Raw genomic sequence first — 7,290 nt, 5'->3', positions numbered from 1 at the left:
CGATTGACCCCCATCGAATACGAGACCATCATGAACCCCGCCGTGGATCTCGCGGCCTGACACCCCAACTGTCACCTGAGCGTGCGGCAGTCCCATACTGCTCCCGAACATGCTCACTTCTCGCGAACGACGGTGACCCAGCAGAACGGCTGAACGTCGTCACACGTGGCGGGCCAGCGGCAGGGCGGCGGCGGTGAACGCGGCGGCCTGCTGGCCGACCAGGCGGCGGGTTTCGCAGGAGGCTTGGATGGCGGCTTGCTCGATCGCTGAGACCGCCGCATCCAGTTCCTCGTCCGTGGGCGCGGAGACCGCGACCAGGCCGGTGACGCGCAGCACCCCGTGCCCGGCGGTCAGGTCGGCCTCCTGCTGGAGCACGTCCTCGTATTCGGCTGTCTGCGCGGCGTCCTCGATCTGCCCGATCCGTCGTCGTTGGGCGGCATCCGAGATGTGTTCGACCTTCTTCTTGCGGATGTCGCGGGCGGCCTGGTCGGTGCGCATCGGCGTGTAGATCAGCGACAGTGCCCGCCCGATCCCGGAGGAGAGCACGACCGGGGCGAGGAACCCCGGATACACCATCGACCGTGGCCATTCGCTGACCCACAGCACCGCGTGATACGCCGAGTCGGTGTGCAGCCTCGTCCAGGTCTCGGTCACCGCGACCGGCCCCGCCGTGGCGAGGGACTGGCCCAGCTCCCCGTGCCGCTCCAGCGTCGCGGCCACGGCAGGGTCGTAGGCGGAACGCAGGATCACCGCGACCTGGCCGGGGGTGAGCCACCCGGCCGGGGTCAGGTCGGCCGAGCGCAGCGCGGCGGTGAGGGTGGACATCTCTTGGCGGAGCACGGCGGCGGCCCCGCGCAGCCCGCCGCCGGCGGTCCTGATCTGCCGGGCGGCGGCCTGCATGTCCAGCGACAGGGACAGGGTGGTGGCGTGGCGCTCCCCGGCGGGACCGGCCCGCTCGATCAGCTCTTGGTAGGTCGTCGCGGCCCAGGAGCCGTCGCGGGTGCCGTGCGCTGCCCACCATTCCGCCAGCCCGGTGCCCGAATCCGGCAGGGTGCGCTCCAGCACCTGCAAGGTCGCGATCCGCCCGGACCGGCACACGGTGGCCAGCACCCTGCCCCAGGCGGTGACACGGCGGTGCTGTTCAGCCGGGTCGAGCAGCACGAACGCGGGATGCCGTACCTCGCAGACGACGGTGAGGGTGTGCTGGTGCGGGTCGTGGATCATCCCGGCCCCGGTCTCCGGGTCGACGTGCTCGCGCAACCTCGCCTGGTCGCCGGGCAGGGCGAGCGTGCCCGCCGGCCTGGGGGCGACGATCCGGCGCCGGTAGGCGAGCTGCCCGCCGGTGCTGCGCCACAGCCACCAGCCAGCCACGGGTATCCATTCCACGACCGGGCGGCCGGCGACCGGCATCCAGGTCAGCACGACCGACAGCACCCACACCGGGGCGGTGGCGGCGATGAGGATGCCGCCGCCGGCGTAGAACGCGCCCACCAGGGTCAGCACCCCGATCCCGAGGGTCACCAGCTGCGACGCGGACAGGCCCAGCAGCACGCCCCGGCGGGTGAGGCGGCTGAACTTCACCGGCACCAGCTCCGCCCCCGACCCGGCCTGGGCGCTGCTGTCCCCCGTGCTGTGTTTCGTGGCCATCGCGGTTCATTCCTTCCTGCTCGGCGGGCGGCTGTCGCTGTCGGGCGGCTTCAGCCCGTCGGGCGCGTTCGGCGGCGGGGTCTGAGGTGGCGGCACCCGCGAGTCCGTGCCGGCGCCGGTGTTGTGGGTGTTCTGGTTCGCGCCATCGGCGGCGGCCTCGGCCTGTCCGCCGATCTGCGCGCCGGCCTCGGGGCCGGCGGTCGCGGCCTTCTTCGCGACCTGCGCGCCGATCACCACCGCCGCGGCCGGCCCGGCAGCCGCTCCGGCACCGGCAGCGGAACCACCCGCACCCGCCCCTGCTCCGGCGCCTGCTCCGGCGCCGCCTCCGGGTGGGGGCGGCGGAGTTCCACCCCCGCCACCGCCGGGAGGGGGTGGGGGCGGGTTCCCCCCGCCGCCATCGCCTCCGCCGCCGGGTGGAGGCGGATCATCCCCGCCACCACCACCGCCACCGCCACCGCCGCCGTCGAGGATGCGCTTCGGGCCATCGCCGGAGGGCGTGGCCGGGACGGGGACGGGCCGGTTCATGGCGTTCTTGGCCTCTTGTTCGGCGCCCATGGTGTTGTAGAGGTCGAAGCCGAGGAAAGAGATCACGCGATAGACCATGTACGGCGCGAACGCGGCAATCGCGAGCATGACGATGCCGGTGATCGGTTCGGTGATCGCCGTCAGATCGGCCTCGATGGGGGTCGCCATCTGGGTGATCGCGATCAGGAGCACCACCACCAGCACCAGCTTGCTGATGATCAGGGCGAGCACGAACGCCGCCCATTTCCCGATCCACGACCGGCTCGCATCCCACGCCGCCCCGGCGAACGCGAGCGGGGCGAGGACGATCGCGATCAGCAGCAGCGCTTTGCGGATCAACAGGGAGAACCACACGATCGCGGTCGCGGCCACCATCAGCCCGGCGAGGAAGATCGTCACGATCGCCCCGACGCCCGGTGCGGAGATGTTGATCGCGGTCAGGCCGGCGGCGAGCAGGATGATCTTGTCGCCCATCGTGCCGGTCGTCTCCCCGGCGGCCTGGATGATCCCGATGGTCAGCTGGTCGGTGATCTCCAACGCCAGCGCGGCCAGGGTGATCACCACGAAACTGCCGAGCACGGCTTTGCCGGCACCGAGGGCGGCGCGGGACAGGGCGGTCGGGTCCCGGCGGATGAGGCCGAGGATGAGCTGGAAGCAGAAGAAGACCAGGACGATGAAGATGCCAATGCCGAACAGCAGGTTGTAGACGGACACGTACCCGTCCTGGGTGACGTCGACCATCGTGGTGGTGTCGAACACCGCCCACATCGCTTCCAGCAGCCAGCCCGCGGCGCCGCCGACCGCCTGAGCGAACCAGTCGAACGGGGCCGAGACCAGCGATGCGGCCGCCTCACCGGCCGAGTCGCACACGTTGGAGATGACGGGGATATCGCACAGCGCCATCACGAACCTCCCTTACAGGACAGGGGTGTGAGAGGAGGGCGGGTGCTCACACCGCTTGGCCCACGTCCCAAAAGAAGTTGATGAGCGTCACCGACGCGCCGCAGATCACGGCCGCGCCGCAGGAGATGAGGACGCCGATCTTGCCCCGGCCCGCCAGGTGCGGGTTCGAGGAGTTGGAGCCGAAACCCCACACGATCGCCGAGACGATCAGCGCGAGCACGGACAGGATGAGGCCGACGGTCATCACGGCGCCGACGATGTCGCGCAGCTGGTCGATGCCCGGCAGGCCCGAGCTGTTGGGGTCGATGTCGATCACGGCAGAACTCCTCTGGACGAAGACGGAAAGATGGTTCTGCCACCAGGTGCACCCCGACCCGCCAGCACGAGAAAGCGCCCACCCCCGGACGAGTCCGCCGAGGGTGGGCGCAGCGCGCGTGGTGTCCGGGTTAGAGCTGTTCGCCGACCGACACGAGCCAGTTGATCCAGGCGACGCCGCTGCCGGCGAGGATCGCCGCGCCGAGCGCGACGAGCACACCCGCACGTCCCTTGGAGGCGACCTGATAGTTCCCGGTCGACGCGCCGATCGCCCAGGCGATGCCGGAGACGATGAGCATGAGCACGGCGATGATGAGCACGAACATCAGCAGCGCCCCGATGACCTCTTCCATCTCACCGATCCCGGCCAGCCCCTCGAAATCGGGGAACACGTCCATCACGCGCCCCCGCCCGAATCAGCGACTGTCAGATGCACATGGTCGCGGTGCCCACCGGTGATGTCGTCGGCGTCGTGCATGCCGCCGCCGTCGTAGTCGCGCCAGCCCTCACTGTCGCGGGCCAGGGACCAGATCTTCTGATCCCAGATCAGGTACTCCACCCCGAGGGTCTCGGCGTGGGTCTGCAGCCAGTTCGTGACCTCCCAGCCGAGCTCATGCTGCGCCGGGGTGGGCAGCTGCCCGATCGCGTTCCCGAAAGAGATGTCGCACGCCCGTCCGAGCGGATGTTCGGAGACGCTGCCGGGGCGGGGCGAGAAACAGGCCCAGGTGGTGTCCGGGAACGCCGCCGAGGTCTGCTGATACAGGTGCAGCGTGCGGCGGGTGATCTGCCCGCCGGTGGTCGGGTCCTCCACCAGCTCGTCCGGGTTCTCGCCGGTGAACGGCTCCGGCTCCCCACCCGGTGATCCGGTGTCGGGGTCGCAGCCACCGGAGGGTGGGCCCGTCTCGGCCTCGGGCAGATCGGCGGCATCGTGGTCGTTCAGCCACGCGGCGGGGTCAATGTAGTCGCCGTCGGTGCCGCCTTGGCGGACCTCGAAGTGCAGATGCGGCCCCGTAGACATGCCGCTCGAACCGACGTCGGCGATGTGCTGGCCCGCGGTCACCTGGTCGCCCGCGCTGACGTGGATGCCGTGCTCCCAGGAGTGCGCGTACGCGGTCGCCACCGTGTCGCCGTCAATCGTGTGTTCGATGACGACCAGCCCGCCGTAGCCGCCGGAGAACTCAGCCACGGTCACGGTGCCGTCGGCGACGGCGAGGATCGGCGTGCCGTCGGCGGCGGAGAAATCGCTGCCGGTGTGGAAGGACTGCTCCCCGGTGATCGGGTGCACGCGCGGCCCGAACGGGCTGGTCGGCGTCCAGGTGCCTTCCGGCAGGGGGAACACCACCCGCGACGACTCCGTCACCCCGGCCACGGCGGGCACCGCCTCAGGGTCATCGCCAGCGGCGGGACCGGTATCGGTGCCGAGCAGGGCGTCGAGGATCGTCACGGCCACGGGGCTGTAGTTCTCGTACCGGTCCGGGTACGAGCTCACCTCGACGGCTTGGGCGGCCTCGCCCTTGCCCATGTCTTCCCAGCCGGGGATGTCCAACAGGCCCCGCGGCGAGCCGGCGTTGGGGCCGCCGGGGCCGCCGAAGAACGCCTCGGCCTGATAGGTGGGGGCCATCAGCTCTTCGACCGTGCCCCAGCCGGCCTGCGGGCGCATCTGGAACAGCCCCAACGAGTCGTGGTCGCTGCCGTTGCCGTCGTTGGGATACTCCGCCGACTCCGGGTAGGCGCTCGGGTTGGCGAGCTGGCGCAACGTGGATTCGGTCAGGGCCGCCATGATCGCGATCTGCAGCCCGTCCCGGTTCACCCCGTCGATGCCGGAGCCGGTCTCGATGATGGTGGCCGCATGGGTCAGCTGGGTCTTGGTGAGCGTGAACTCCTCACCGTCGCGGGTGCGCACGGTCAGCTCGTCGGGAACCTCTCCGACGGTGAAGCCCCCGCCGGGGACGGTGCAGGTCGAGGTGAGGGCGGGATTCATCAGCAGCCCGATCCCGACCATCGACAACAACGGCGCCGCCAGCACCAGCGCCAGCAGCACGATCGCGAGCTTCTTCACCACAACAACCCCTCCTTCGTCCGGGTCAGCGCAGGGGGTTGTCGAGCTCGGACAGCCGCAGCAGATGACAGGTGTCGTAGGCGGGCTCGCAGATCACGAACACGGTGAACGCCACCTCGTGCTCGGACGCGACCGGCTCGTCGTTCCACACCCCGGCGCGGTGGCGGACGCCCTCGATCGTGATCGCTGTCGTGCCCTCGGTGATCTGCCCGGGCTGGGCCTGCGCCTCGGCGGTCGCCCACGCCTCGGGCACGAACGCATCGGTGATCTCCAGGTGCTGGGTGGTGGCGTACTGGCGCAGATCGACCCACGCCTCGCGGACAGGCAGGTAGGCGGAGAGGTCATTGGCGAGGCCGGCCTGCTCGGTGCCGGTGGGGTCGGCGACCTCCATCACCACCGCCGTGTAGTCCAGCGGCATGAACCCGGCCCCGGTATCCCACGCGAACACCGCCGTCGCGACATTCCGGGCGAACGTCTCCGGGTCACTGCTGCGCTCCACCGGGACGATCCGGCCCGGCATCGGCGTGCCGTCCTCAGACGGGGCACTCGTCGCAGCCGGGTCGTCATCGGTGGGTGGGCCGGTGCGCGGGCCCTGGATGAGTCCGTAGACGCCGATCCCGGCCAGCAGCAGAACGGACAGGCCCGCGGCGATCAGCACGATCACGCGCTTGCGGGGCGGAATGTCAGCAGCAGAAGTCTTCATGCCGTCCAGGTGCACGGCCTCCACCCCGTACCCGGCGCGGGCCGGGGTGGCGAGGCTAGAGGGCGCGCAGGTGCCGGGGCGGCACCGCACCCTCTTCGGCGGCGCCGTGCTGCGCGGGCTCCTCGCCGGCGGCATCATCGCCGGCCTCGCCGACCTCGGCGGGGTCGATGGTGAGCAGGGGGCGCAGCCGGTCGGCGAAGGCGACCGTGCCGTCGACCACGGTCAGGAACACGCGCGCTTGGTCGTCGGTGAGCTCGGCGGCCAGCTCGTCCGGAGCTTAGTGGGTCCACCAGCCGGCCAGCGACGTCCAGGTCTGCACGAACGCCGCCACCGGCCACCGGCCCGGCGCCCGCACCGTCTCGGTGGCGGGCGTCTTACGTTTCGTACCGCGACCCGGGCCGGTGACGCGGGCTACGGCTTCTTCAGCCAGGGCGTGCAGCTCGGCCTGGCGTGCCTGCTCGACCTCGGCGGCCGCGGCGCGGATGCGCTGGTAGGCCGGGTCGACCGGCCCGCCTGCCTCGATCCGGGCCAGCTCGGTTGTGGCCAGCTCACGTAACGCCTCCGGGGCGTCGGGGTCATCGGCGACGTGCTGGACGTGGCCGATTTTCTCCATCGTCTTGTAGGACGTACCGCCGGGGATCATCGCGGCCGCCTGCTCGCGGGCCTTTCCGACCGGCCCCGACGGTGGTGGAAAATTTCCACCACCGTCGGTACTCGGCTGATGATCGGCGCTGAACCGGGAGGCCACCTGCCGGCGTTCGGCGTCTTCGGCCATGAGCTGCTTCAGCTCCCGGTACAAGGCGGCGGCTTCGAGCTGGGTGAGCGGCTTGCGGTGCAGGTTCTCGTCCTGCTCGGCCAGCAGATGCCCCAGCCGGTCGGAGATGCCGCTGCGCACCCAGACGCTGACGGTGCGCCAGCCGAGCTGCCGGATCGCGGCCAGACGCCGCCTGCCGCACACCAGCACCCCGTCGATGGTGACGGTGATCGGCTGCAACAGGCCGTGCTCGCGGATCGACGCCGCGAGGGCGTCGATGTCGCCCAGGTCGGTGCGGTGGCGCGTGCCGACCTGGATCGAGTCGACCGTGCGCTCCAGCTCGATCCCCATCACCACTCACCCCTCTCCCGACCTGTCGGTTCT

6 protein-coding genes and 1 pseudogene are annotated in these 7,290 nt (G+C 70.8%); all 7 read right to left on the bottom strand.

Annotated features, from left to right (window positions below; translation table 11 throughout):
- Nucleotides 1-159 precede the first annotated feature (159 nt).
- Entirely contained in the window at nucleotides 160-1,647 is a 1,488-nt protein-coding gene (locus ACFQ91_RS16460; RefSeq protein ID WP_198499353.1) for an SCO6880 family protein, read from the bottom strand.
- Between the two features lie 6 nt (nucleotides 1,648-1,653).
- Nucleotides 1,654-3,075 carry a conjugal transfer protein TrbL gene (locus ACFQ91_RS16455; protein ID WP_198501025.1) on the bottom strand — a complete coding sequence of 474 codons (1,422 nt, stop codon included), beginning with the start codon at nucleotides 3,073-3,075 and terminating at the stop codon, nucleotides 1,654-1,656.
- 46 nt (nucleotides 3,076-3,121) lie between these two features.
- Nucleotides 3,122-3,391, bottom strand: coding sequence for a DUF6112 family protein (locus ACFQ91_RS16450; RefSeq protein WP_114306125.1), 270 nt, complete (start codon nucleotides 3,389-3,391; stop codon nucleotides 3,122-3,124).
- Nucleotides 3,392-3,521: 130 nt separating this feature from the next.
- On the bottom strand, nucleotides 3,522-3,788 hold the full coding sequence (locus tag ACFQ91_RS16445) for a DUF6112 family protein (protein WP_162230265.1): 267 nt from the start codon (nucleotides 3,786-3,788) through the stop codon (nucleotides 3,522-3,524).
- Nucleotides 3,788-5,452 (bottom strand): M23 family metallopeptidase, encoded by a 1,665-nt coding sequence (locus tag ACFQ91_RS16440; RefSeq protein WP_162230266.1) that lies wholly within the window; start codon nucleotides 5,450-5,452, stop codon nucleotides 3,788-3,790. Before ACFQ91_RS16440 ends, ACFQ91_RS16445 begins: the two co-directional genes overlap by 1 nt.
- 22 nt (nucleotides 5,453-5,474) lie before the next feature.
- The gene (locus tag ACFQ91_RS16435; protein WP_162230267.1) at nucleotides 5,475-6,152 is read right to left on the bottom strand and encodes a hypothetical protein; all 678 of its coding nucleotides are present in this window, start codon (nucleotides 6,150-6,152) and stop codon (nucleotides 5,475-5,477) included.
- A 55-nt stretch (nucleotides 6,153-6,207) separates the two neighbouring features.
- A pseudogene (locus ACFQ91_RS16430) lies at nucleotides 6,208-7,257 on the bottom strand (ParB N-terminal domain-containing protein).
- Nucleotides 7,258-7,290: the final 33 nt, after the last annotated feature.

The sequence above is a fragment of the Brevibacterium sp. NPDC056726 genome, assembly GCF_042790515.1.
GTDB classification, from domain to species: Bacteria; Actinomycetota; Actinomycetes; order Actinomycetales; family Brevibacteriaceae; genus Brevibacterium; species Brevibacterium sanguinis.
This window is presented reverse-complemented; position numbering and strand designations above follow the sequence as displayed.

What these genes read in the sequence shown, in the direction of transcription:
- ACFQ91_RS16460 (WP_198499353.1), bottom strand. Translation starts at nt 1,647, where the DNA reads ATGGCCACGAAACACAGCACGGGGGACAGCAGCGCCCAGGCCGGGTCG.
- ACFQ91_RS16455 (WP_198501025.1), bottom strand. Translation starts at nt 3,075, where the DNA reads ATGGCGCTGTGCGATATCCCCGTCATCTCCAACGTGTGCGACTCGGCC.
- ACFQ91_RS16445 (WP_162230265.1), bottom strand. Translation starts at nt 3,788, where the DNA reads ATGGACGTGTTCCCCGATTTCGAGGGGCTGGCCGGGATCGGTGAGATG.
- ACFQ91_RS16435 (WP_162230267.1), bottom strand. Translation starts at nt 6,152, where the DNA reads ATGAAGACTTCTGCTGCTGACATTCCGCCCCGCAAGCGCGTGATCGTG.